Below are 23,732 nucleotides of genomic sequence, written 5' to 3' on the forward strand. Positions count from 1 at the left end.
CTCGCGATGGTCGACGACCACCGCATGCTGCTGGGCGGTCTCAGCCAGTGGATCCGCGACACGGCCGACGACATCGAGCTCGTCGCCGCCGTGACCACGTTCACCGAGCTGCTGACGCACCCGCGCTTCCCCGTCGACGTCGTGCTGATGGACGTCGACCTGAAGGACAACTCCCCCGTCTCGCTGCGCCTCAGCCAGCTGAAGATGACGGGCGTCGCGACGGTGCTGATGTCCAGCTACGCCGAGCCGCAGATCGTCCGCGAGGCGCTCGCCGCCGGCGCGCTCGGCTACGTGCCGAAGAGCGAGGACATCTCGATGATCGTCAAGGCGATCCGTGCGGCGTCGCGCGGCGAGTCCTACATCTCCGCCGAGCTCGACCTGGCGCTGCGCCAGGGCGACGTCGGCGGCTCGCCGAAGCTGTCCGCGCAGGAGCGCCGCGTCATGGCGCTGTACGGCGGCGGCGAGCCGGTGAAGACCGTCGCGTACTCCCTCGGCATCTCCGAGGAGACCGCGAAGTCGTACCTGAAGCGCATCCGCGAGAAGTACCGCGTCGCGGGCTTCGACGTGGGCACGAAGGTCGCGCTGCGCAAGCGCGCGATCCAGGACGGCATCCTGCTGCAGACCGACTGACCCCGGGTCGAGACGAAGGGCCGGCTCCCGCTCGGAAGCCGGCCCTTCGTCGTCCCCGGGGCGCGCCGGCGGTGTCCCGGTTCGTCACGCGTCTCAGCCCTGGATGCGTGCCGAAGCGAGCCGCGAGCAGGGAGGGCCCCCTCCTGCTGGCTCAGTCGGTCACGCTTCTCGGCCGGTCCGTGCCGGGGTCGGCCGCTCCGGCTGGATCGGCACCGGTGCCGTGTGCCGATCCGTCTCGACGCGCGCTTGCCACTCGTTGCTGCGACGCGCCGGAGCGATCCGCAACACGAGGCAAGTCCGCGTCGCCGGTGACGCGGACTAGCCTCGATTTGTCATGGCGCGCCGGAGCGAGTCGCGATTCGAGGCAAATCCGAGACCCGGAGCGTGCCGAAGCGAGCCGCGGCGCGTTGCGGGTCAGGCGTTCGCGCCGGAGGGGTCCGGCAGCGCGGCGGCGCGGAGGTCGCCGCGCCGTTCCGCCGTGAAGGCGACGACCGCGATCACGAGCCCCGCGAGCGTCATCGCGATGCCGACCTCGATCGGGGCGAGCAGCCCCCAGCCCGCCGCGATCGCCGCGCCGCCGACGGCGGCGCCGAGCGAGTTGCCGATGTTCAGCGCGGAGTGCGTGCTCGCCGCGGCGATCGTGGTCGAGCCGCGCGCGACGTCCATCAGCCGCAGCTGGATCGCGGGGCCGAGCGCGGCGGCCGAGACGCCGACCATCAGCACCCCGATGAAGAGCCCCGCCGGGGTGGCGCCCGCGGCGAGGAGCACGCCGAGCGACACGGCGACGGCGACCATCCCGACCAGCACCGCGCGCCGGGTGCCGCGGTCGGCGAACGGGCCGCCCGCGAAGTTGCCGATCACCATGCCGACGCCGAACACGACGAGGACGATCGGCACGGCCCCCGCGGCCAGCCCCGTGACCCCGGTCGTGATCGGCGCGATGTACGTGTACGCGGAGAACAGGCCCCCGAAGCCGATCGCCCCGAGCCCGACGGCGAGCCAGACCTGCGGCCGGGTGAAGGCCGCGAGCTCGCTGCGCACGGACGCGGTCGGATCGCCGGGCGAGGCCGGCACCGCCTGCCGGACGGCGACGAACGTGACGGCGAAGGCCGCGGCGACGACCAGGTAGGCGACCCGCCACCCGGCGGTCTGCCCGATCGCCGTGATCGCCGGGACGCCGACCACGTTCGCGACCGTCAGGCCGCCGAGCACCGCCGCGGCCGCCTTGCCGCGCTGGCCCGGTCCGAGCAGCTCGGCGGCGGCGAGCGCGGCGATGCCGAAGTACGCGCCGTGCGGCAGCCCCGCCACGAACCGTGCGGCGACCACGAGGCCGAACGTGGGCAGCACGGCCGTGAGCACCGTCGCCGCCACGAAGGCGACGAGCAGCCCGAGCAGCAGGCGCTTGCGCGGCATCCGCGCGCCGATCGCCGCGATCAGCGGCGCGCCCACGACCACCCCGGCCGCGTAGGCGGAGACGAGCACGCCGGCCTGCGCGACCGCGTCCTCGTGCGAGCGGGCCCACGCGGCGGGCAGCAGGTCGCGGGCGATCTCGGGCAGCACGCCCATCGCCACGAACTCGGTGGAGCCGATCGCGAAGCCGCCGACGGCGAGGGCCAGCAGGGCGACGCGGATGCGGGCGGCGGAGTGCGCCGGGACGTCCCGGCCGCGGACGTCGGGACCCATCGCGGTCAGGCTACCGCGCGGCGACCGACGGCGAGGCGGGTCGTGCGTCCGCCCCGGGCTCCGCGGGAGCCCGCAGCGAGGCGAGGGCGACCAGCGCCCACCCGAGCAGCCCCACCTCGATCGCGTTCCGCAGGGTCAGCACCGCGATCGCGGCCGGCTCCGGCACCACGACGCCCGCGTACCACCAGGGGTAGACCAGCTGGGTGAGCCCGGCGGCGACGAGCACCGCGATCGAGACTCCGCGGAAGCGGCGCGCGTCGACCAGCAGCCCGAGCAGGATCGGCGCGACGTACCAGGTGAGGTACTGCGGGGAGCCGACCTTGTTCAGCGCGATCACGGCGGAGACGAGCGCGAGCCCGGTCACGGCGACGAGCGGCAGCGGCGCCGCGCCGCGCGCGCGGGCGACGAGCGCCAGCGCGACGACCGCGGCGACCCCGACGAGCAGGACCGGGTTCATCGCGCCCGCCACGGCGGCGACGCCCGCCCCGCGCAGCTGGTAGGTGAGGATCGTCGTGTCGTAGTAGACCTGCACGCCCGGGTCGCCGAGCGCCGCCGACCAGAGCCACGGGATCGCCACCGGCGCCTCGACCTGCAGCCCCCGGTCCGCCTGCGCGGTGAGGAAGGAGAAGACCGCCCCGCCTCCGCCGGCGAGGACGGTGAGCCCGATGATCCCCGCCGAGGCGAGCGCCGCGGCGGTCACCGCCCCGGAGACGCGCTTGAGCGCGAGGAGCATCGCCGCGACGAGGGCGGCGGGCCAGACCTTGACCCACGCGGCCAGCGTGAAGAGCAGCGAGGCGAGCCAGGGGCGCGTCGCGACGAGCAGCACGCCGGCGATCGCGATCGGCAGCGCGATCGCGTCGATCCGGGACAGCGCGACGGGGCCGAGCAGGGCGGTGGAGCCGAGCCACCACCAGGCGAGCGAGCGTCTCCGCCTCGCCAGCAGCCACAGGGCGGCCGCGTCGAGCACGGTCACGATGCCGAGCCAGGTCCAGAGGTAGGCGCCGTCGCCGAGCACCGATGCGGCGAGCATCGGCGGCAGCGCACCGATCGGGTAGACCCAGGCGGTGTCGACGCCGACGAGCACGCCGGTCTGCCGCCAGTGGTCGATCCAGAAGCGGTAGACCCCGGTGACGTCGCCGGCCGGGTTGTAGGCGGTCGCGAGCACGTTGACGAGCGCGAGGCCGACGTGGACCACGAGGAATGCCGCGACGAGCGCGACGGCGCCCGCACGGCCCGGCGTCCCCCCGTTCGGCACGGCTCGACGGTAGCTGGCCGCGGGCGCGGCGCTCAGTAGCCCGCGAACGCGTCGGTGCGGACCCGGCGAGCCCCCGCCGCCCGCAGCAGGGCTCGCGCCTCGGCCACGAAGCGGGGCGACCCGGACACCAGCGCCGTGCGCCCCGCGAGACCCGGCACCGCGTCGAGCGCCTCCGCCACGTCCCGGACCGCCCGCCAGCCCTCCGGCAGCGGCGGCAGCGCCGCCGGGTCGGGCGCGACGAGCAGCACGGGGACGCCGGTCGCGGCGAGCTCCGGCAGGTACGCGACCTCGTCGGCGGCGGGGACGCGGACGACGAGCTGCACGTCCCGCGGGGGCGCGCCACCCGCCACCTGCCGCGCGCCGTGCGCGAGCTGGCTGACGAACGGGGTGAGGCCGATGCCGCTCGCGACGAGCACGAGGGGCGCGCCGCGGTCGTCGGGCAGCGTGAAGCCGCCGGTGACGGTCACGGCCCGCAGCTCCGCCCCGACCGGCAGCGCGTCGAGCGCGCGCTTGAACGTGCTGCCCGGCGGCCGCGTGCGCACCGCGACGCGGACCCGGCCGTCCTCCGGATCCGGCGGCGAGACGATCGTCAGGCTGCGCCGCACGCCGCGCCGGTCCGCGCCGCGGTGCGGCAGGTGCAGCTCGAGGTACTGGCCGGCCCGGTGGCCGAGCGGCCGGTCGGGCGTGAAGGCGTACTCGACGGCGGTCGGCGTGAGCCGGCGGCTGCCCGCGAGCCGCAGCCGCGCCGCGACGGGCCGGGCGAGCACGGCCGCGAGCACGTTCCCGACGACGAGCGCGAGCTCCGGCGTCGGCGCCAGGGTGCCGACGTGGATCGGCGCCGCCCACGGCAGGGCGAGCAGCACGGCGACGACCAGCGCCTCGGCGATCCGCTGCCCGGCGCGCGGCGGCAGCGTCACCGGCTCGGTGAACATCGTGCCCGCCAGGAACACGAGCGGGCCGGACAGCAGCGCGGTCCGCGCCGCCTCCGCCGGGTAGAACCCGGCCAGGGCGGAGGCGGCGGCGATGCACGCGGTCCCCGCGACGACGAGCACGCCGACCGGCACCAGCAGGCGCATCCGCCGGGCGATCACGACGGCGGCGATCGCGGTCACGGGCAGCAGCGCCGGGGTCCCGACCCACCAGGCGCCGACCGGCAGCCCGGTGAGCCCGACGAGCAGCAGCCCCGCGGCGGCCGGGTTCAGCACGTGCCGGCCGCCGATGCGGATCAGGTACTTGGAGGCCGTCGCGACCGCCGCGACGAGGGCCGCGGCCCCGAGCGCGCCCGGCTCGAGCGAGGGCGGCAGGATCAGGAACAGCAGCAGGCCCGTGACGAGCGCCGACTCGTCGTGCGCGGGCGAGCGGACGACCACCGCCGCGATCCTCCCCGTGCCCCAGGTGACGCCCACCGCGACGGCGAGCACGGCGAGCATGCCCGGCAGCGGGAAGGGGACGAGCCCGGTCGCGGACCCCACCAGGGCGGCGAGCGCGACGACGGCGAGCGCCGCGAGCACGAGCCGCACCATCGGCACCGCGCCCAGGCGGGCGTCCGCCCGCGCGACCCCGCCGCCGGCGACCGCGGTGGCGCTCACCGGAACAGCTCCCCGCGGATGCCCGCGGACGCGCTGATGCGCCCGTCCGTGCGCATGCGCACCCAGCGGAAGTCGAAGCGCTCCTCCAGGGCGTCGGGCGGGACGAGGAAGAGCGCGGTGGCGAGCGCGTCGGCGGTCATCGCGTCGTCGGCGAGCGCCCACGTCGCGGCGATCGACTCGACGGGCGCACCCGTCCGGGCGTCCAGCACGTGGTGCAGGCGCCGCCCGTCCGGCGTCTGCCAGGCGCGCCGGTTGGCGGCCGACCCGGCGATCGCGCCGTCCGCCACCTCGACGACGCCGACGGCCGCGGCGGGGTCGAACGGGTGCTCGAGCGCGACCCGGACCGGCGGGCCCGCCACGACGAGGTCGCCGCTGCCGTCGACCACGTGCCGGTCGTGACCGGCCGCCACGAGCTCGCGGGCGACGAGGTCGGCGAGCTGTCCCTTCCCGGCGCTGCCGACGTCGAGCAGCGCCGGCGGGGTCGCCCGCACCGAGGACCCGGCGACCTCCACCGTCGACGACGGCGCGGGCCGATGACCCGGTAGCGGGTGCAGCCGGACGTCGGCGTCGTAGCCGAGGTGTTCGAGCGAGGCGGCCACGAGCGGATCCATCGCGCCATCGGTCGCGTCGCGCAGCTGCGCCAGCAGGCCGAGCAGCGGCGCCGCCTCGTCGCCGAGGTCGACGGGCCCCCCGGTCGCGGCGAGGGCGTTCACGGCGCTGTCCGGCCGGAAGCGCGACCAGGTGCGGTCGTAGCGCGCGACGAGCGCGTCGATCCGCGCCCGCGTGGGCGGCTCGATCGGCCGGTCCGTCGTGAGGTGCCACGTGGTGCCGATCGCGTCGAAGGCGATGCGCTCGCCGGCGAGGACGACGGGCACGGCGCTACGCGGCGTCCGCGCGGATCTTGTCGACCGCCGCGTTGAAGCCGCGACCGGTCAGCGACGACCCGGAGACCGCGCCGACCTCGAGCGTCGCGAGCGGCTTGCCGACGACCGCCTGGTCGATGCCCGAGATGAACTGCGCCTGGTAGCGCTGCGAGTTCGGGGAGCCGCCGGAGCCGGTCACGGTGACGGCGGTCACCGTGCCGTCCTTCGCGGTCAGCTCGACCGTCACCGACTCCTGGCCGCCGGGCGTCTGGTAGTCCCCCGTCTCCGTCCACGTGCCGGTGGCGTCGGGCGCGGACGTCGCACCGGCCGCCGGCGAGCCCGACGAGCAGGCTGCAAGGGCGCCGAGCGCGGCGGCCGCGAGCGCGGCGGACGAGACCGCACGGACGGCGGCGCGGGTTCGATCGGGCACGGTGCGGGCTCCTCGTCGGGGCAACGGACCTCCGACGGTAGCGAGCACCGCCGACGGAAAGGCCATGGGCCGGCCAAGCAGCGCCTATGCGCCCGCCAGCAGGCGCCGGATCACCGCCGGCAGCGCCTCCGCGATGTCGAGGGCCGCGATGGGCGCGCCGCTGCCGGGCCCGGGGCAGCCGACCGCCGCGGTGCGCCCGGCCTCGCCGTGCAGCGCGGCGGCCGCGGCGGCGAGGTCCGCGACGACCCCCGGGTCGTCGTCGATCGCGTCGGCGTGCGTCGCCAGCAGCGCGCCGAGCACCCCGCCCAGCACGTCGCCGGAGCCGGCGGTCGCGAGCCACGCGGGCCCGGCCTGCACCCGGTGGCGCAGCCCCGACGGGTCGGCCACATAGGTCGTCGCGCCCTTCAGCAGCACGGTCGTGCCGGTCTCTGCGGCGGCGCGCACCGCCCAGCGCTCCGGCTCCGCGGCGATCGCCCCCTTGTCCGCGTCGACGCCCGCGGTCCGCAGCACGGCGACGAGCTCGCCGAAGTGCGGGACGACGACCGAGGGCCCGGTCGCCTCGGGCAGCAGGTCGAGCACGCCGGCGTCGAGCACGGTCGGCAGCCCCTGCCGCAGGCGGGCGACCAGGTCGTCCCGCTCCGCGTCGCTGCGCTCCGGCGGCATGCCGGACCCCATCAGCCACGCCTGCACCCGGCCGTCCGCGGTCACGACCTCCGGGCGCCGCCGGAGCACGAGGTCCGCGGCGCGGTCCGGGCCGAGGTAGCGGATCATGCCGACGCCCGTCCGGGCGGCCCCCTCCGTGCCGAGCACCGCCGCGCCGGGGAACCGCGTCGACCCCGTCACGACGCCGAGCACGCCGCGCGAGTACTTGTCGTCGCCCGCGGCCGGCACCGCGATCCACCGCGCCGCCTCCGCGAGCCCGAACCCGTCCGTCACCCGCCCATCGTCGCAGCGGTCCCCCGCGAGCAGCGTGGACGGCGCAAGTAGCGTGGACGCCGTGAGCATCACCCTGCCGGGCCGCGCCGTCGTGTTCGACTTCGGCGAGGTGATCTCGTTCACCCCGTCGGAGGCCGACCGGCGCGCGATGGTCGAGGCCGCGGGCGTGCCCGCCTCGGACTTCTGGGCGGCGTACCACGCGGACCGGGACCGCCTCGACCAGGGCCTGATCTCGACGACGGCGTACTGGCAGGGCATCGGGCGCGCGTGCGGCCGCGAGTGGGACCTGCCGACGGCGCAGCGGCTCTGGACGCTCGACATCCGCGGCTGGACGACCGCGGACCCGGAGGTCGTGGCGATCGTCCAGGAGCTCGCCGACGGCGGCACCCGGCTCGCGCTGCTCTCGAACGCGGCCGCCGACTACGGCGGCCTCTTCCGCTTCTCACCGCTCGGCGCGCTGTTCGAGCGGGTCTTCGTCAGCGGCGAGCTGCTGCTGCTGAAGCCCGACCCCGCGATCTACCGCCACGCCGCCGAGGCGCTGCGGCTGCCGCCGGAGGACCTGGTGTTCATCGACAACCGCGAGGTCAACGTCCGCGGCGCGGAGTCGATCGGCATCACCGGGCACACCTACCGCTCCCCCGCCGAGCTGCGCGCCTTCCTGCTCCGCCTCGCCTGACGCGCCCCGCCGTTCGAGGTGCGGCGACGCTCACGGGAGCGGGGTCTCGAGGCTCGCTCCGCTCGCACCTCGACCGACGGCGAGCAGCGGACCACGGGCGCGACCCCGCCCCGCCGGTCGAGGTGCGACGCAGGAGCCTCGAGACCGAGGACTCGCGGGCCACCCGCTCGGGTCAGCGGCGGCGGGCCGGAGCGAGCTCGCGGCGCGTGGCGTCCTGGACCTCGCCGACCAGCTCCTCGATGACGTCCTCGAGGAAGAGGATGCCGCGGCTGCCGCCCTCCTCGTCGAGCACGCGCGCGAGGTGCTGCCCCCCGCGCCGGAGGCTCGCCAGCGCGTCCTCGAGCTCGGTCCCGGCCGCCACGCTCGAGAGGCCGCGCAGCAGCCGGCCGGGCACCGGCTTGTCCGCCTCGTCCAGCTCGAGCACGTCCTTCAGGTGCAGGTAGCCGGTCGGCTCTCCCGCCTGGTCGACGACGACGTACCGGGAGAAGCCGCTCTGCGCGACCGCGCGCTCGAGGTCGGCCGGCGTCGCGCCGTAGGGCAGGCCGACGATCTCCGCCATCGGCACGACGATGTCCTCGACGCGCTTCTCGGTGAACTCGAACGCGGCGGTGAGGGTGCCCGAGGTGTCGACGAGCGTCCCCTCCCGGCGCGAGGTCTCGACGATGGTCTCGACCTCGTCGATCGTGTAGGTGCTGGTGGCCTCGTCCTTCGGCTCGACGCCGACGAGCCGCACGAGGGCGTTGGTCGTGCCGTTCAGGGCGTAGATCAGCGGTCGGAAGACCCGCTCGACGAACACGAGGGGCTGCGCGAGCAGCAGGACGGCGCGGTCCGGCACCGAGAAGGCGAGGTTCTTCGGCACCATCTCGCCGAGCACGACGTGCAGGAACGTGACGATCAGCAGCGCGAGGACGAAGCCGACGATCCCGACGACCTCCTCCGACAGCCCGATCGCGCCGAGCGGCACCTCGAGCAGGTGGTGGATCGCCGGCTCGGACACCTGCAGGATCAGCAGCGACGCCACGGTGATGCCGAGCTGCGTCGTCGAGAGCATCAGGGTCGCGTGCTCCATCGCGCCGAGCGCGACGCGGGCGCTCCGCTTGCCCTGCTCCGCCAGCGGCTCGATCTGCGAGCGCTTCGCGGAGATGACCGCGAACTCGCTCGCCACGAAGAACCCGTTGATCGCGAGCAGCACGACCAGCCATGCGAGCCCAGCCCAGTCGCTCATACCTTCGCCGCCAGGTCCTCGGGGTGGTTCGCGGGCGCGTCCGGGTCGGCGCGGAAGCGGATCCGGTCGATGCGCCGGCCCTCCATCCGCAGCACCTCGAGCGTGCCCTGGTCGATCGTGACGACGTCGCCGACCCGGGGCAGCCGCCCCAGCTCGCTGACGACGTAGCCCGCGACGGTCTCGTAGAGGCCGGACTCGGGGACGCGGACGCGCGCCTGGTCGAGGATCTCGTCCGGGCGCAGGATGCCGGGGAAGGTGAGCGAGTCCCGGGCGCGGACGATGCCGGCGCGGGTGCGGTCGTGCTCGTCGACGAGGTCGCCGACCAGCTCCTCCACGCAGTCCTCGAGCGTCGCGACGCCGGCCGTGCCGCCGTACTCGTCGAGGACGACCGCCATCTGGTAGCCGCGGCCGCGCAGCTCGCCGAGCAGCGCGTCGAGCGTCATGGTCTCAGGCACCCGCAGCGCCTCGGTCTCGATCGCCCCGACGGGCACGTCGGCACGGCGGTCGCGCGGCACGGCCATCGCCTGCTTCACGTGCACCAGCGCGACGACGTCGTCGACCCCCTGCTCCCCCGTCACCGGGAAGCGGGAGAAGCCGGTGCGGCGCGCGAGGTCGAGCACGTCCTGCGCGGAGGCGCTGCGGGGCACGGTGCTGAGCCGGGGCCGGGGCGTCATCACGTCGGCGGCGGTGTGGCCGGAGAAGTTCAGCGTGCGGGTCAGCAGGGTCGCGGTGTCGCTGTCGAGCACGCCCTCGAGCGCGCTCCGGCGGACGAGGGAGGACAGCTCCTGCGCCGTGCGGGCGCCCGACAGCTCCTCCTTCGGCTCGATGCCGATCGCGTGCAGGACGCGGTTCGCCGACCCGTTCAGCACCCGGACGGCCGGCCGGAACACCGTCGTGAACCCCGACTGGAAGGGCATGACGAACCGGGCCACCCTGACCGGCAGGGCGAGCGCCAGGTTCTTCGGCAGCAGCTCGCCGATGATCATCGAGATGACCGTTGCGATGAAGAGGCCGAGCACCGCGGCGATGGGCGTCACCGCGGCCTCGGGCACGCCGAGGCCGACGAGCGGCACGCCGATGAAGGCGCTGAGGGCCGGCTCGAACGTGTAGCCCGCGAGCAGCGTCGTCAGCGTGATGCCGAGCTGCGCGCTCGACAGGTGCGTGGAGGTGATCCGCAGCGCCGCGATGGTGCGGCCGAGCCCCTGCTCGCCGTCGCGCTGGCGGGCCTCGAGGTCGGAGCGGTCGAGGTTGACGAGCGCGAACTCGGCGGCGACGAACATGCCCGTCCCGGCGGTGAGCACGAGGCCGACGGCGAAGAGCAGCAGGTCGGTCCAGAGCATCAGCGGGCTCCGGGGGCCGGGAGTGGGTCGGGCGAGGGCGAATGGTCGTCCATCAGGCTGAGCATCCTACCGGCGCGGCCGCGGCAGCATGGCCCGATGCGGTACGTGGTCGTGGGAGCCGGCGGGGTCGGCGGGGTGATCGGCGGCCTGCTCGCGCACGCCGGTCACGAGGTGGCGCTGGTGGCGAGGGGTCGGCACGGCGAGGCGATCGCGGCCGAGGGCCTCCTCGTCCGTCGACCGGGCGCGGACCTGCGGCTGCGGACGCCCGTCGCCCCGACGGTCGAGGCGCTCGGCCTCGCCGCGGACGACGTGGTCGTGGTCGCGGTCAAGTCGCAGCAGACGGCCGGGGTGCTCGAGCAGCTCGGGGCGGTGCGCGTGGGCCGCGAGCGGGCGACGGACGTGCTGCCGCTCGTGCTCGCGCAGAACGGGGTCGCGAACGAGGACGCGGCGCTGCGGGTCGCGCCGGACGTGCACGGCGTGTGCGTGAACCTGCCCGCGACCCACCTGGAGCCCGGGGTCGTGATCGGCGAGGGCGACCCGATCGCCGGCGTGCTCGCGATCGGCCGGGCCGCGGGCGGCGCCGACGACCTCGACCGGGCCGTGGCGGCCGACCTGACCGGGGCGGGGTTCCGGGCGCGGGCCGTGGAGGACGTGATGGCGTGGAAGCGCGCGAAGCTGCTGCGCAACGTCGGCAACGCCGTGGAGGCGCTGTGCGGGCACGCCGACGAGGGCGCTGCGGCGCGCCTCGACGCCCTCGCGCGCGCCGAGGTCGAGGCCGCCTTCGCCGCCGCCGGGCTGCGGGTCGTCGACGACGCCGCCTACGCCCGCGAGGTCACCGGCTACGCGGCGACCGCGGTCGGCGGCCGGGCCCGGCAGGGCGGCTCGACCTGGCAGAGCGTCGCCCGCGCGCAGGGCTCGGTCGAGACGGACTGGCTGAACGGCGAGATCGCCCGTCTCGGCCGTCTGCACGGCGTGCCGACGCCCGTCAACGCGCTGCTGCAGCGGGAGATGCGGCGCCTCGTCGCCGACGGCGGAGCGCCCGGTTCGGTGCCCGCCGCGGACCTGCTGGCGCGGCTCGGCTGACGCTCGCGAGCGCCGTCACCAGCCGACCGGGAGCGGCTTGCCCTCCTCGTAGCCGGCGGCGGACTGCACCCCGACGACCGCGCGCTCGCGGAACGCCGCGAGGTCGGCCGCTCCGGCGTAGGTGAAGGAGGACCGGACCCCGGTCGTGATCGTGTCGAGCAGGTCCTCGACGCCCGGGCGCAGCGGGTCGAGCAGGATCCGGGAGGTCGAGATCCCCTCCGCGAACAGGCGCTTGCGGGCGAGCTCCCACGGGTCGCGGTCGCCGAACCGGGACTGCACCGCCTTCGTCGAGGCCATCCCCCAGCTCTGCTTGAAGAGCCGGCCGTCCTCGTCGCGCTCGAGCACGCCCGGCGCCTCGATGGTGCCGGCGAACCAGCTGCCGATCATCACCGAGGAGGCGCCCGCGGCGAGCGCGAGCGCCACGTCGCGGGGGTACCGCACGCCCCCGTCGGCCCAGACGTGCGCGCCGAGCCCGTGCGCCGCGTCCGCGCACTCGAGGACCGCGCTGAACTGCGGCCGCCCGACCGCGGTCATCATCCGCGTCGTGCACATGGCGCCCGGGCCGACGCCGACCTTCACGATCGTCGCGCCGGCCGACACGAGGTCGCGGGTCGCGTCCGCGGTCACGACGTTGCCGGCGACGAGCGGCAGCCCGAGCCCGAGCGCCGACACGGCCTCGAGCGCTCGCAGCATCCCCTCCTGGTGCCCGTGCGCGGTGTCGAGCACGAGCACGTCGACCCCGAGCGCGGCGAGCTCGCGGGCCCGGCCGGCGACGTCGCCGGTGATGCCGAGCGCGGCCGCGAGGGGCAGCCTCCCCGCGGCGTCGAGCGCCGGTGCGTAGACCTCCTGGCGCACCGCGCTGCGGGTGCTGGCCGTGCCGACGAGCACCCCGCCCTCGAGGACGGCCGTGAAGTCGCGGCCGCTGCCGTGCAGCGCGGTGAAGACCGCGTGCGGGTCGCCGATCGCACCGTCGAGCAGCGCGTCGCGGTCCGCCAGGTCGCCGAGCCGCGCGTCCGGCGCCGCCGCCTCGAGCCTCGCCGCATCGACGACGCCGAGGACGGCGCCGTCCTCGACGAGGACCACGCCGTGCCCGGCGCCGCCCGTCACCGACGCCCTCGCGTCCCGCACCGCGTCGCCGGGGGCGAGGACGAACGGCGAGTCCCAGCGCGGCGACTGCGCCTTCACCCAGGCCACCGCCTCCGCGAGCTCCGCGTGGGGCAGGTCCTGCGGCAGCACCCCGAGCGCGCCCCGCCGGGCGAGGGTCGCCGCCATCCGGGGGCCCGTCACGGAGTTCATGTTCGCGGCGACGATCGGCAGCGTCGCGCCGGTGCCGTCGTCCGGCGCGAGCGCGACGTCGAGCCGCGAGGCGACGCCCGATCGGCCGGGGACGAGGAACACGTCGGAGTACGTGAGGTCGTGCGCGGGCCGGTCGGCGAGGAGACGCATGTCCGAAACGGTATCCATCCGGCCTCCTGCTCGGCCTCTCGGGCGTACCCTCGGAGACCGGATCGAGCACGAGCACGAGCACGAGCGAGGGTGGCGAAGGCGACAGGTGTCCAACCAGCTGACGGGGACCGAAGAAGGCGCGGGCAACGAGTTCGGCGCGAACGAGTGGCTCGTGGACGAGCTGTACGAGCGCTTCACGGCGGACCGGGACTCGGTCGACCGCTCGTGGTGGCCGGTGCTGGAGGCGTACCGCCCGGTGGACCCGGACGCCGTGCTGCAGCCGCACGACGGCGCCGCGGGCGAGGACGAGCCGCGTCGTGACGGCACGTTCGCGGTCGACGAGGCGGAGGCCGCGGCGCCGGTGCAGCGGGCGCCCGCGGCGCCGGCGGCGAGCGCACCGCGCCCGCAGGCGAAGCCCGCGAAGAAGCCGATCCCGGCCGACGCGCCGACCCACGCGGTGCGCCAGGGCGCGGCGAACGACGACGCCGTCACGCCGCTGCGCGGCATGGCGAAGACGCTCGCGACGAACATGGACGCGTCGCTCGCGATCCCCACCGCGACCAGCGTCCGGACCATCCCGGCGAAGCTGATGATCGACAACCGCATCGTCATCAACAACCACCTGCGCCGCGCGCGCGGCGGCAAGGTCAGCTTCACCCACATCATCGGCTTCGCCCTCGTCAGGGCGCTCCAGGCCTTCCCGAGCCAGAACGTGCACTACGCGGAGGTCGACGGCAAGCCGTCGGTCGTGCAGCCGGGGCACATCAACCTCGGGCTCGCCATCGACATCCCGAAGCCGGACGGCACCCGCGCGCTGCTCGTGCCGTCGATCAAGCGGGCCGAGACGATGCACTTCGCCGAGTTCGTCGCCGCCTACGACGACCTCGTGAAGAAGGCGCGGGCGAACAAGCTCACCGCCGAGGACTTCGGCGGCACGACCCTGTCGCTGACGAACCCGGGCGGCATCGGCACGGTGCACTCCGTGCCCCGCCTGATGAACGGGCAGGGCTGCATCATCGGCGCCGGCGCGCTCGAGTACCCGGCGCAGTTCCAGGGCTCGGCGGAGAAGACGCTGATCGACCTCGGCATCGGCAAGACGATCACCCTGACCTCGACCTACGACCACCGCGTCATCCAGGGCGCCGGCTCGGGCGAGTTCCTGAAGATCGTCCACGAGCTGCTGATCGGCGGCGACCACTTCTACGAGGACCTGTTCGCCGCGATGCGGGTCCCGTCGGATCCGATCCACTGGGCGCAGGACCTGAACCTCGACCTCGCCGACCACGTCTCGAAGACGTCGCGGGTGCAGGAGCTGATCAACGCCTACCGCGTGCGCGGCCACCTGCTGGCGGACCTCGACCCGCTCGTCTACGCGCAGCGGTCCCACCCGGACCTCGACATCCGCAACCACGGGCTCACGTTCTGGGACCTCGACCGCGAGTTCGTCGTCGGCGGCTTCGCCGGCAAGCGCCAGATGCTGCTGCGCGACGTGCTCGGCCAGCTGCGCGACAGCTACTGCCGCACCGTCGGCGTCGAGTACATGCACATCCAGGACCCGGCGCAGCGCGCCTGGTTCCAGGACGCCCTCGAGCGCGCGTACGAGAAGCCGACGCACGCCGAGCAGATGCGCATCCTCGGCAAGCTGAACCAGGCCGAGGCGTTCGAGACGTTCCTGCAGACGAAGTACGTCGGCCAGAAGCGGTTCAGCCTGGAGGGCTCGGAGTCGCTGATCTCGCTGCTCGACACGGTGCTGCAGCGCGCGACCGACGAGGACGCGCTCGACTCCGCCGCCATCGGCATGGCCCACCGCGGCCGGCTGAACGTCCTGACGAACATCTGCGGCAAGACGTACGGGCAGATCTTCCGCGAGTTCGAGGGCACGCAGGACCCGGGCAGCCAGCAGGGCTCCGGCGACGTGAAGTACCACCTCGGCACGGACGGCACCTACGTCTCGGCGACCGGGACGACGCTGCCCGTGACGCTCGCGGCCAACCCGTCGCACCTCGAGACGGTGAACGGGGTGCTCGAGGGCATCGTCCGCGCGAAGCAGGACCGCGACCCCGTCGCGACCTACCGCGTGCTGCCGATCCTCATCCACGGCGACGCGGCCATGGCCGGGCAGGGCGTGGTGGTCGAGACGATGCAGATGTCGCAGCTGCGGGCGTACCGCACCGGCGGCACCGTGCACATCGTCGTGAACAACCAGGTCGGCTTCACGACCTCGCCCTCCGACGGCCGCACGTCGATCTACGCGACCGACGTCGCGAAGACGATCCAGGCGCCCGTCTTCCACGTGAACGGCGACGACCCCGAGGCGGTCGCCCGCGTGGCCGAGCTCGCATTCGCCTACCGGCAGCGGTTCCACCGCGACGTCGTCGTCGACCTCGTCACCTACCGCCGGCGCGGTCACAACGAGGGCGACGACCCCTCGATGACCCAGCCGGTCATGTACAACCTGGTCGAGGCGAAGCGCAGCGTCCGCAAGCTGTACACGGAGGCGCTCGTCGGCCGCGGCGACATCACGCAGGAGCTGTACGACGACGCGCACCGCGACTTCCAGGCGCGCCTCGAGCAGGCGTTCGCCGAGACGCACGACGCGCAGTCGCAGGGCGGCTCCGACGTCTCCCCGCAGCCCGACGCGAACGCCGACTCGGTCTCGGACCTCTCCATGCCGCGGTCGCAGCAGGGCGAGGGCGCGCCGGTGACGGGTGCCGGGTCCGTGTCGCAGGAGGTCCTCCAGTCGATCGGCGACGCGTTCGCGGCGGTGCCCGACGGCTTCGCGGTGCACCCCAAGCTGCGCGCCGTGATCGGCAAGCGGCAGGAGATGACCCGCAGCGGCGGGTTCGACTGGGCGTCGGCGGAGCTCTTCGCGTTCGGGTCGCTGCTGCTCGAGGGCACCAGCGTGCGCATCGCGGGGCAGGACTCGGGCCGCGGCACCTTCGTGCAGCGCCACGCGGTGCTGCACGACCGCGAGAACGGCGAGGAGTGGACGGCGCTGTCGCACCTGTCCGCCGATCAGGGCCGCTTCTGGATCTACGACTCGCTGCTCAGCGAGTACGCCGCGATGGCGTTCGAGTACGGCTACTCCGTCGAGCGGCCGGACGTGCTCGTGTGCTGGGAGGCGCAGTTCGGCGACTTCGTCGACGGCGCCCAGATCGTCATCGACGAGTACGTGTCGGCGTCCGAGCAGAAGTGGGGCCAGCGCTCCTCCGTCGTGCTGCTGCTGCCGCACGGCTACGAGGGCCAGGGGCCCGACCACTCGTCGGCGCGCATCGAGCGCTTCCTGCAGCTCGCCGCGCAGGACAACATGACGATCGCCCAGCCGTCGACCCCGGCGTCGTACTTCCACCTGCTGCGACGGCAGGCCGTCGCGCGCCCGCGCAAGCCCCTCGTCGTGTTCACGCCGAAGTCGATGCTGCGGCTGCGCGGCGCGACGAGCTCGGTCGAGGACCTGACGACGGGCGGCTTCGAGCCCGTGATCGACGACGCCCGCATCGAGGACCCGTCGGCGGTGACCCGGGTCGTGCTCCACAGCGGCAAGATCCACTACGACCTGCTGGCGGAGGCCGAGAAGCGGCAGGACCGCACCACCGCGCTCGTGCGGGTGGAGCAGTACTACCCGGTGCCGCGCGAGCAGCTGGGACGGGTGCTGGAGCGCTACCCCGACGCGGAGATCGTCTGGGCGCAGGACGAGCCCGAGAACCAGGGCGCCGCGCCGTTCGTCCAGCTCGAGATGCTGAACCGGCGGCACGACGACGCCCGCGCCGTCCGGGTGGTGTCCCGGCCCGCGTCGGCGTCTCCGGCCGCGGGGTCCGCGAAGCGCCACGCGCTGGAGCAGCGCGACCTCGTGGAGCGCGTCTTCGCCCGCTGAACTTCATCTCGTAGGCAGATCTCGGCGCTCCGCCGAGATCTGCCTACACGATGAAGGGGTCAGTGAGCGATCGTGACCCGCAGCTGCGTGATCACCTGCACGCGGAGCGCCTCCGGCGCCGTGTCCCGGCACGCGCGGCGCACCGCGTCGGTCAGGACCCGGCCGACGTGCGCCTCGTCGCTGCAGTCGGCGCAGTGCGCCAGGTGCTCGGCGATGTCCGAGTACTCCTCGCGCGACAGCTCCTGGTGGAGGTACTCCTCCAGATCGGCCTTCGCCTTCTCGCAACCGCAGTCGGTCATGGCCCTCAGGCCCCCTTCCTGGTCGGGGCGGACCGGCGCGACACGGCGCCGATCTGGATCCCGCGCTCGTTCGCGTAGTCGGTCAGCCGCTCGCGCAGCAGCCGGCGGCCGCGGTGCAGGCGGCTCATCACGGTGCCGACGGGCGTGTGCATGATGTCGGCGATCTCCTGGTAGGCGAAGCCCTCGACGTCCGCCAGGTAGACGGCCATCCGGAAGTCCTCCGGGATCGACTGCAGCGCGTCCTTCACCGTGGAGTCCGGCAGGTGGTCGATCGCCTCGGCCTCCGCGGAGCGCGAGATCCGGGAGTAGGACGTCGTGGACTGCGCCTCGCCGAGCTGCCACTCCTCGAGGTCGTCCGTGCTGCCCTTGTACGGGTCGCGCTGCTTCTTCCGGTAGCTGTTGATGTACGTGTTCGTGAGGATCCGGTACAGCCACGCCTTCAGGTTCGTGCCCTGCCGGAACGACCGGAAGGCGCCGAACGCCTTCACGAACGTCTCCTGCACGAGGTCCTGCGCATCCGCCGGGTTCCGCGTCATGCGCATGCCCGCCGCGTAGAGCTGGTCGAGGAAGGGCAGCGCCTGCTGCTCGAACAGCGCGCGCAGCTCCTGCTCGCCGAGCGTCGTCTCGTCGAGGACCTCCTCGACGGTGTCGCGGGCCTCGCCCTCGGCCTCGTCGACCGCGTCGTCGTCGAGCCCGCCGAGCGCCTCGCGGTCCGCGTGCTCGTCGTCCTCGGCGAGGTCCTCCGCGTCCGCGTCCGCGTCCTCGTCGTGCCGCTCCGCGTCGTCGACGGGCAGGTCCTCGTCGTCGGGACGGGGCTCGGATCCGGGTCGCGGCATGGGTCCGGAGTGTACTTCCGGGCCGTCGGCGACCCATGGGAGCAGCGGCGCGCGGGGGCGCTCGAGCAGGCTCACGGGCATCCGGCGCTCCTTTCCGCTGCAGTGACGTCGTTCCCGTCCCGGACCGCTCGCCGCGGTCGGACCTAGGCTGGAACCGATGCCCGCCGACGCCTATTCCGCACCGGACGGGCTGTGGCGCGCCCCCGTCGCACCGGGCCCCCTCGACGCCCGGGTGCGGCTGCCCGGATCCAAGAGCCTCACGAACCGCGAGCTGGTCCTCTCGGCGCTCGCCACGGGGCCCTCCCGGCTCGTCCGCCCGCTCGCCGCGCGCGACACCGACCTGATGGTCGCGGCGCTGCGGGCGCTCGGGGCGCGGATCGAGCCGGACGGGGAGGACCTCGTGGTCGAGCCGGGCCCGCTCCGGGGCGGCACGGCGGTCGACGTGGGCCTCGCGGGCACCCTGATGCGCTTCCTGCCGCCGGTCGCCGCGCTGGCGGACGGCGCGGTGCGCTTCGACGGGGACGAGCGGGCGCGGGAGCGGCCCATGGCGACGACGATCCGGGCGCTGCGGGACCTCGGCGTCCCCGTCGACGACGACGGCCGGGACGCGCTGCCCTTCGCCGTGGGCGGCGCGGGCGGCGTGCGCGGGGGCGCGGTGCGGATCGACGCCTCGGCGTCCAGCCAGTTCGTCAGCGGGCTGCTGCTCGCCGGCGCCCGCTACGACGACGGGCTGGTCGTGGAGCACCGCGGGCAGCGGCTGCCGTCCGTGCCGCACGTCGAGATGACGCTCGACGTGCTGCGCCGGCGCGGGGTGACCGTGGACGCGGAGGTCGCGGGCGCGACCGGCCGCTGGACCGTCGCGCCCGGTGCGATCGCCGGGCGCGACGTCGTGATCGAGCCCGACCTGTCGAACGCCGCGCCGTTCCTCGCCGCAGCGCTCGTGGCGGGCGGCAGGGTCTCGGTCCCCGACTGGCCGAGCACGACCACCCAGGTCGGCGACCGGCTGCGCGACTGGCTCGCGGCGTTCGGCGGCGAGGTCGCGCTGCACGGCGGGTCGCTCGCCGTCGAAGGGCCGGGCGTCGCGCACGGCCCGCTGCACCCGGTCGACCTGGACCTCTCGGAGGGCGGCGAGCTCGCCCCGACGCTCGTGGGGCTCGCGGCCTTCGCCGACGGCACCAGCACGTTCCACGGCATCGGCCACCTGCGCGGCCACGAGACCGACCGCCTCGCGGCGCTCGTCGCCGAGCTGGGGAACGTCGGCGTCGCCGCGGAGGAGACCGAGGACGGGATCGTCGTGCGCGGCGGCTCCCCCGCCGCCGGCCGGCCCTGGCGCAGCCACGCCGATCACCGCATGGCGACGACCGGCGCCCTGATCGGGCTCGCCGTGCCGGGCGTCGAGGTCGAGGACGTGGCGTCGACCGCGAAGACCCTGCCCGGGTTCACGGAGCTGTGGGCCCGGATGCTGCCGTGAGCTGGCTCGGGGGCGACGAGGACGAGCCGTACGAGGAGTACGACGAGTCCGCCGCGCGGGTGCGGCCGAACCGCCGCGGGTCGCGGCCGCGCACGAAGCAGCGCCCCGCGCACGACGACGCCGCGCCCGGCCGGGTCGTCACGGTCGACCGGGGCCGGATGCAGGTGCTCCTCGACGAGGACGGCGCCGACGAGCGGACGATCCAGACGACCCGGGCGCGCGAGCTCGGCCGCACGGGCGTCGTGACCGGCGACGAGGTCGACGTCGTCGGCGACCTCACCGGCGACACCGGCTCGCTCGCCCGCATCGTGCGGATCGCGCCCCGGGCCACGGTGCTGCGGCGCAGCGCCGACGACACCGACGAGGTCGAGCGGGTGATCGTGGCGAACGCCGACCAGCTGCTCGTCGTCGTGGCCGCGGCGAACCCCGAGCCGCGCCCGGCGCTGATCGACCGGTACCTCGTCGCCGCCTTCGACGCCGGCCTCGACCCCGTGCTGCTCGTGACGAAGACCGACCTCGCCGACCCCGCCGGGCTGCTCGCGGAGTTCGCGCCGCTCGACCTCCCGGTGGTCACGACGACGCGGGGCGGCGACCTCGCCGCGCTCCGCGCGCTGCTGCTCGGACGCACGACCGTCGCGGTCGGCCACTCCGGCGTCGGCAAGTCCACGGTCGTGAACGCGCTCGTGCCCGACGCGGCGCGGGCGACGGGTGACGTGAACGCGGTGACGGGGCGCGGCCGGCACACCTCCTCGTCCTCCGTCGCGCTCCGGCTGCACGCGAGCGAGGCGGAGCGCGAGGCCGGCCGGCCGGCCGCCGGCTGGGTCATCGACACCCCGGGCGTGCGCTCCTTCGGGCTCGGGCACGTCGATCCGGCGAACATCCTCCGCTCGTTCGCGGCGCGGGCGCACCCGGTCGCGGACCCGCCGGACGGCGTCGCCCTCGCGGACGCGCACGACTGGGAGATCGTCGACCGGGTCGCCGCCGGAGAGCTGGGCGACGCGGGCCGCCGCCGCCTCGAGTCCCTGCAGCGCCTCCTCGACGCGCAGGGCGGGCGGGTCGTCGGGGCCGACGAGCCGGACGACCCCGACGACGCCTGATCCCGCTCAGGCCGTGCGCCGCCTGGTGACGGCGCCGTAGACCAGCAGGGCGATGATCGCCCCGATGATCGAGCCGATGATCCCGGAGGGCTGGAGCAGGCCGTCCTGCGCGTCCGCGCGGAACAGCAGGTAGCCGAGGAAGCCGCCGACGAACGAGCCGATGATCCCGAGGACGATCGTCGCCCCGATGCCCATGGACTGCCTGCCGGGCACGACCAGCCGGGCGACCGCGCCCGCGATCAGCCCGACGACGATGACGGTGATGATGGTGCCGAGAACGCCCATGTCCGTTCCTTCCGCTGCGCGCCGGTCGGCGCCGTGAGACCGACGGGCTCGCCGGTCGGACCCATCCGAGCAGCAGGGCGACCCGTCCGGCACACCCCGCGGGGTGTACCGTCCGCGTCCATGACCGCGGCGACGACGAGGCCGATCACCGTCACGCTGGTCGACGACTACGAGGTCGTGCTGATCGGGCTGGCGCACCTGTTCGACGCCCACCGCGACCGCATCGTCGTCTCGGAGATCGACGCGAACCGCGACCTCGACGACGCGATCGACGTCGTGCTGTACGACTCGTTCGCGCAGCCGGAGTCGGACCACCAGCAGGTCGAGGACCTCGCGCGCGACCCCCGCAGCGGGTGCGTCGTCGTCTACACCTGGAACCTGCAGCCGGAGCTGGTCGAGCAGGCGCTGCGGGCGGGGGTGCGCGGATACCTGTCCAAGGCGCTGTCCGCAGAGGAGCTCGTCTCGGCGATCGAGCGGATCCACGCCGGGGAGGTCGTGGTGAGCCCCGCCCCGCAGGGCGAGCTCAGCACCGACGGCCTGGACTGGCCGGGCCGCGACCACGGGCTGACGGAGCGGGAGGCGGAGGTCCTCGCCCTGATCACGCAGGGCCGCAGCAACGCGGAGATCGCCCGGCTCACCTGGCTCAGCCCGAACACCGTGAAGTCGTACATCCGGTCCGCCTACCGCCGCATCGGCGCCGTCAACCGGACGCAGGCGGTGCTCTGGGGCGTCGAGCACGGCTTCCTGCCCGACCACCACCGCATCGACCACTGGCTCGGCGGCCCCTGACGCCGCCCGCCTAGGCTCGAACGCGTGCCGAGCCTCGACGACGACCTCGCCCTCGCCCTCCGCCTCGCCGACGCCGCCGATGCCGTCTCGCTCGGCCGCTTCCGCGCGCAGGACCTGCGCGTCGACACCAAGCCGGACCGGACGCCGGTCACCGACGCGGACCGCGCCGTCGAGGCGGGCATCCGCGACCTGCTCGCGGCCGAGCGGCCGGACGACGCCGTGCTCGGCGAGGAGCAGGGCGGCACCCGCGAGGCGGGGCGGCAGTGGATCGTGGACCCGATCGACGGCACCACGAACTTCCTGCGAGGCCAGCAGGTGTGGGCGACCCTCATCGCGCTCGCGGTCGACGGGGTGCCGCAGGTGGGCGTGGTCTCCGCGCCGGCGCTCCGCCGCCGCTGGTGGGCCGCGCGCGGCTCCGGCGCCTGGGCGGCGTCGCCCGACGAGGAGCCGCAGCTGCTGCAGGTGTCGCGGGTGACGGACCTCGCCGACGCCTACGTCAGCTACAACGCGCTCCAGTACTGGGACCGGGCGGGCTGGGTCGGCCGACTGCTCGCCCTGACCCGCGAGGCCTGGCGGGCGCGGGCGCTCGGCGACTTCTGGTCCTACATGCTCGTCGCGGAGGGGCAGCTCGACGCGGCCGGGGAGCACGACCTGCAGGTGTACGACGTCGCCGCGCTGGTGCCGATCGTCGAGGAGGCGGGCGGGCGGTTCTCCGACCTGCACGGCGAGGCGGCGCCGTGGCGGCCGACCGCGCTCGCGACGAACGGGCTCCTGCACGAGCGCGTCCTCGACGTCCTGCGCTCACATCCGCTCGACCCCGCGCGTTGACCTGATGTGAGCATCCCCTTCGAGCGGATCGTCGAGGCGCACGGCGACGTCGTCTGGCGGGTGTGCCGGGGGCTGCTGCCGCAGCACGACGCGGAGGACGCCTGGAGCGACACCTTCCTCGCCGCCCTGCGCGCCTGGGACCGCTTCGAGGGCGACCGCGTCAGCGGCTGGCTCGTGACGATCGCGCACCGCAAGGCGCTCGACGTGCTGCGCGCCGGCGGCCGCGTCGAGCACCCCGAGGACGGCGTGCCGGACCGCGCGGTCGAGCAGGCGCTGCCCGACCTCGACCTCTGGGCGGCGCTCGCCCGGCTGCCGGCCGGTCAGCGCGCCGCGGTCGTGCACCACCACCTCGCCGGCCTGCCGTTCGCCGAGGTCGCGGAGCTGACCGGGACGAGCCCCGCCGCGGCGCGCAAGGCGGCGTCGGACGGCGTCCGCCGGCTCCGCACCCTGATGATCCAAGCCGAGGAGGACTCGTGACGCACCCGCCCACCGACCAGGACCTGCTCGCCCCGCCGCCCGGACCGCTCGCGGCGCTGCACGAGCGCCTCGAGCGCGCCGCGACGGGCGCCGACGCCCCGGACGTGCACTACCGCACCCTCGACTCGGCGATCGGCGGCCTGCTCGTCGCCGCGACCGAGCGCGGGGTGGTCCGCGTCGCGTTCGAGCGCGAGGCCGAGGACGCCGTGCTGCAGTCGCTGGCCGACCGGATCGGCGCCCGCGTCCTCCGGACGCCCGCCCGGCTCGACCCCGCGGCGCGCTGGTTCGAGGCCTACCTCGCCGGCGCCCGCGACCCCTTCCCGCTGCCGCTCGACACCCGGCTGGCCCGCGGGTTCCGGCTGACCGTGCTCGACCGCCTGCGCGCGGTGCCGTTCGGGCAGCGCGTCACCTACGCCGAGCTCGCCGCCCGGGCCGACGCGCCGCGGGCGGTCCGCGCGGTCGGCACGGCGTGCGCCACGAATCCGCTGCCGCTCGTGATCCCCTGCCACCGCGTGACCCGCTCCGACGGGACGACGGGCGCCTACCTCGGCGGCGCGGAGACGAAGGTGCGGCTGCTCGCGCTCGAGTCCACGGGCCGCCTCCCCGCCTGACGACCTCCCGCC

At 75.1% G+C, this 23,732-nt stretch carries 22 protein-coding genes; 10 read left to right on the forward strand and 12 right to left on the reverse strand.

The window, feature by feature from the left end; all coding sequences use genetic code 11:
• Positions 1-6 precede the first annotated feature (6 nt).
• Positions 7-630, forward strand: coding sequence for a response regulator (locus ACFSBI_RS09160; protein WP_377934271.1), 624 nt, complete (start codon positions 7-9; stop codon positions 628-630).
• Between the two features lie 414 nt (positions 631-1,044).
• Here the strand turns inward: ACFSBI_RS09160 and ACFSBI_RS09165 are convergent, their stop codons facing one another.
• From ACFSBI_RS09165 to ACFSBI_RS09190, 6 genes are all read right to left on the reverse strand, one after another.
• The gene (locus ACFSBI_RS09165) at positions 1,045-2,313 is read right to left on the reverse strand and encodes an MFS transporter (protein ID WP_377934206.1); all 1,269 of its coding nucleotides are present in this window, start codon (positions 2,311-2,313) and stop codon (positions 1,045-1,047) included.
• A 10-nt stretch (positions 2,314-2,323) separates the two neighbouring features.
• The gene (locus tag ACFSBI_RS09170) at positions 2,324-3,568 is read right to left on the reverse strand and encodes a glycosyltransferase 87 family protein (protein WP_377934208.1); all 1,245 of its coding nucleotides are present in this window, start codon (positions 3,566-3,568) and stop codon (positions 2,324-2,326) included.
• Positions 3,569-3,600: 32 nt separating this feature from the next.
• Positions 3,601-5,157: an FAD-dependent oxidoreductase gene (locus ACFSBI_RS09175; RefSeq protein ID WP_377934209.1), complete on the reverse strand. Its 1,557-nt coding sequence runs from the start codon at positions 5,155-5,157 to the stop codon at positions 3,601-3,603.
• Positions 5,154-6,032, reverse strand: a complete 879-nt coding sequence (locus tag ACFSBI_RS09180) for an FAD:protein FMN transferase (protein WP_377934211.1) — start codon at positions 6,030-6,032, stop codon at positions 5,154-5,156. Before ACFSBI_RS09180 ends, ACFSBI_RS09175 begins: the two co-directional genes overlap by 4 nt.
• A gap of 4 nt (positions 6,033-6,036) precedes the next feature.
• Positions 6,037-6,450: an FMN-binding protein gene (locus ACFSBI_RS09185; RefSeq protein WP_377934213.1), complete on the reverse strand. Its 414-nt coding sequence runs from the start codon at positions 6,448-6,450 to the stop codon at positions 6,037-6,039.
• A gap of 84 nt (positions 6,451-6,534) precedes the next feature.
• Complete coding sequence (locus tag ACFSBI_RS09190; RefSeq protein ID WP_377934215.1) at positions 6,535-7,386, reverse strand: ADP-dependent NAD(P)H-hydrate dehydratase; 852 nt, start codon at positions 7,384-7,386, stop codon at positions 6,535-6,537.
• A gap of 61 nt (positions 7,387-7,447) precedes the next feature.
• Here ACFSBI_RS09190 and ACFSBI_RS09195 point away from each other — a divergent pair, with 61 nt between their 5' ends.
• Positions 7,448-8,062: an HAD family hydrolase gene (locus ACFSBI_RS09195; RefSeq protein WP_377934217.1), complete on the forward strand. Its 615-nt coding sequence runs from the start codon at positions 7,448-7,450 to the stop codon at positions 8,060-8,062.
• Between the two features lie 172 nt (positions 8,063-8,234).
• On the opposite strand, the gene ACFSBI_RS09200 is transcribed toward ACFSBI_RS09195, so the two are convergent.
• Together ACFSBI_RS09200 and ACFSBI_RS09205 are read right to left on the reverse strand one after the other, a co-directional pair.
• Positions 8,235-9,287 carry a hemolysin family protein gene (locus ACFSBI_RS09200; protein ID WP_377934219.1) on the reverse strand — a complete coding sequence of 351 codons (1,053 nt, stop codon included), beginning with the start codon at positions 9,285-9,287 and terminating at the stop codon, positions 8,235-8,237.
• Positions 9,284-10,627, reverse strand: a complete 1,344-nt coding sequence (locus ACFSBI_RS09205; protein ID WP_377934221.1) for a hemolysin family protein — start codon at positions 10,625-10,627, stop codon at positions 9,284-9,286. Before ACFSBI_RS09205 ends, ACFSBI_RS09200 begins: the two co-directional genes overlap by 4 nt.
• Positions 10,628-10,723: 96 nt before the next feature.
• On the opposite strand from ACFSBI_RS09205, the gene ACFSBI_RS09210 reads away from it, so the two are divergent.
• Entirely contained in the window at positions 10,724-11,710 is a 987-nt protein-coding gene (locus ACFSBI_RS09210) for a ketopantoate reductase family protein (protein ID WP_377934223.1), read from the forward strand.
• Between the two features lie 15 nt (positions 11,711-11,725).
• On the opposite strand, the gene guaB1 is transcribed toward ACFSBI_RS09210, so the two are convergent.
• Positions 11,726-13,156 carry a GMP reductase gene (gene guaB1, locus ACFSBI_RS09215; RefSeq protein WP_377934225.1) on the reverse strand — a complete coding sequence of 477 codons (1,431 nt, stop codon included), beginning with the start codon at positions 13,154-13,156 and terminating at the stop codon, positions 11,726-11,728.
• Positions 13,157-13,262: 106 nt separating this feature from the next.
• Here guaB1 and ACFSBI_RS09220 point away from each other — a divergent pair, with 106 nt between their 5' ends.
• Positions 13,263-17,027 (forward strand): multifunctional oxoglutarate decarboxylase/oxoglutarate dehydrogenase thiamine pyrophosphate-binding subunit/dihydrolipoyllysine-residue succinyltransferase subunit, encoded by a 3,765-nt coding sequence (locus ACFSBI_RS09220; RefSeq protein WP_377934227.1) that lies wholly within the window; start codon positions 13,263-13,265, stop codon positions 17,025-17,027.
• A 59-nt stretch (positions 17,028-17,086) separates the two neighbouring features.
• Here the strand turns inward: ACFSBI_RS09220 and ACFSBI_RS09225 are convergent, their stop codons facing one another.
• Together ACFSBI_RS09225 and ACFSBI_RS09230 are read right to left on the reverse strand one after the other, a co-directional pair.
• Positions 17,087-17,326 carry a zf-HC2 domain-containing protein gene (locus tag ACFSBI_RS09225; RefSeq protein WP_377934228.1) on the reverse strand — a complete coding sequence of 80 codons (240 nt, stop codon included), beginning with the start codon at positions 17,324-17,326 and terminating at the stop codon, positions 17,087-17,089.
• 5 nt (positions 17,327-17,331) lie between these two features.
• Positions 17,332-18,162, reverse strand: a complete 831-nt coding sequence (locus ACFSBI_RS09230; RefSeq protein ID WP_377934229.1) for a sigma-70 family RNA polymerase sigma factor — start codon at positions 18,160-18,162, stop codon at positions 17,332-17,334.
• A 157-nt stretch (positions 18,163-18,319) separates the two neighbouring features.
• Between ACFSBI_RS09230 and aroA the strand changes: the two genes are divergently transcribed.
• Positions 18,320-19,633, forward strand: coding sequence for a 3-phosphoshikimate 1-carboxyvinyltransferase (aroA, locus tag ACFSBI_RS09235; protein WP_377934230.1), 1,314 nt, complete (start codon positions 18,320-18,322; stop codon positions 19,631-19,633).
• Positions 19,630-20,730, forward strand: a complete 1,101-nt coding sequence (rsgA, locus tag ACFSBI_RS09240) for a ribosome small subunit-dependent GTPase A (RefSeq protein ID WP_377934231.1) — start codon at positions 19,630-19,632, stop codon at positions 20,728-20,730. Before aroA ends, rsgA begins: the two co-directional genes overlap by 4 nt.
• Positions 20,731-20,736: 6 nt before the next feature.
• Here rsgA and ACFSBI_RS09245 read toward each other — a convergent pair whose 3' ends face one another.
• Entirely contained in the window at positions 20,737-21,015 is a 279-nt protein-coding gene (locus tag ACFSBI_RS09245) for a GlsB/YeaQ/YmgE family stress response membrane protein (protein WP_377934232.1), read from the reverse strand.
• Positions 21,016-21,135: 120 nt separating this feature from the next.
• Here ACFSBI_RS09245 and ACFSBI_RS09250 point away from each other — a divergent pair, with 120 nt between their 5' ends.
• The 4 genes from ACFSBI_RS09250 to ACFSBI_RS09265 are packed head-to-tail and all read left to right on the forward strand — an operon-like array spanning position 21,136 to position 23,720.
• On the forward strand, positions 21,136-21,804 hold the full coding sequence (locus ACFSBI_RS09250) for a LuxR C-terminal-related transcriptional regulator (protein WP_377934233.1): 669 nt from the start codon (positions 21,136-21,138) through the stop codon (positions 21,802-21,804).
• Between the two features lie 24 nt (positions 21,805-21,828).
• Positions 21,829-22,632 carry an inositol monophosphatase family protein gene (locus ACFSBI_RS09255; RefSeq protein ID WP_377934235.1) on the forward strand — a complete coding sequence of 268 codons (804 nt, stop codon included), beginning with the start codon at positions 21,829-21,831 and terminating at the stop codon, positions 22,630-22,632.
• A gap of 6 nt (positions 22,633-22,638) precedes the next feature.
• Positions 22,639-23,109: an RNA polymerase sigma factor gene (locus ACFSBI_RS09260; protein WP_377934237.1), complete on the forward strand. Its 471-nt coding sequence runs from the start codon at positions 22,639-22,641 to the stop codon at positions 23,107-23,109.
• Positions 23,106-23,720, forward strand: a complete 615-nt coding sequence (locus tag ACFSBI_RS09265) for a methylated-DNA--[protein]-cysteine S-methyltransferase (protein WP_377934239.1) — start codon at positions 23,106-23,108, stop codon at positions 23,718-23,720. Before ACFSBI_RS09260 ends, ACFSBI_RS09265 begins: the two co-directional genes overlap by 4 nt.
• The last annotated feature ends 12 nt before the right edge of the window (positions 23,721-23,732 follow it).

This window comes from Amnibacterium endophyticum (assembly GCF_042680685.1).
Classification (GTDB): domain Bacteria; phylum Actinomycetota; class Actinomycetes; order Actinomycetales; family Microbacteriaceae; genus Amnibacterium; species Amnibacterium endophyticum.